At 74.6% G+C, this 578-nt stretch carries 1 pseudogene; it reads left to right on the forward strand.

From position 1 onward, the window contains the following. Positions 1 to 578, forward strand: a pseudogene (locus D471_RS40510) (serine/threonine protein kinase); the annotation flags it as partial.

Raw genomic sequence — 578 nt, forward strand, 5'->3', positions numbered from 1 at the left:
GCGTGTCCGGCGCCACCGACGACGCCCGCACCGCGAGCTCCGGCGGTACGGCAGGCGTCGCCTGGGCCACGCGTCCGTCCGACCCGTCCGGGAGCACCTCCGGGGGCGGAGGGGGAGCACGGCGGGTCAGGGCCGCGCTGATCGTCGCCGCCGCGGTCGTGCTGCTGGTCGCGGGCGCGGCCACCAGTGCCCTGATCAGTATGAACCGCTCCCAGGGCACGGCCGAGACCGCGAGCGGGTCCGTCGACGGGGCGGGTGCCGAGGACTCCCGGGACGCCGACGCCACCGCCGACACCCCGTCGGAGGACGCCGACCCGGACGCGGAGCCGCAGGACGGGGAGGACGGGGCGGAAGAGGACGACGACCGGTGGGACTTCCTCACCCGCTACGAAGACACCACCGGCTTCTCCGTCGACGTCCCCGAGGACTGGACGGTGGAGCGGAGCGGCAGCAGCGTCTTCTTCCGCAACCCCGACGGCGGGTACCTCCAGGTGGACCAGACCGACTCCCCCAACCCGGACGCCGGTGACGACTGGCGCGACCTCGAACCGGCCGCCAGCCAGAACTTCAGCGGCTAC

The sequence above is a fragment of the Nocardiopsis lucentensis DSM 44048 genome (assembly GCF_000341125.1).
Taxonomy (GTDB): domain Bacteria; phylum Actinomycetota; class Actinomycetes; order Streptosporangiales; family Streptosporangiaceae; genus Nocardiopsis; species Nocardiopsis lucentensis.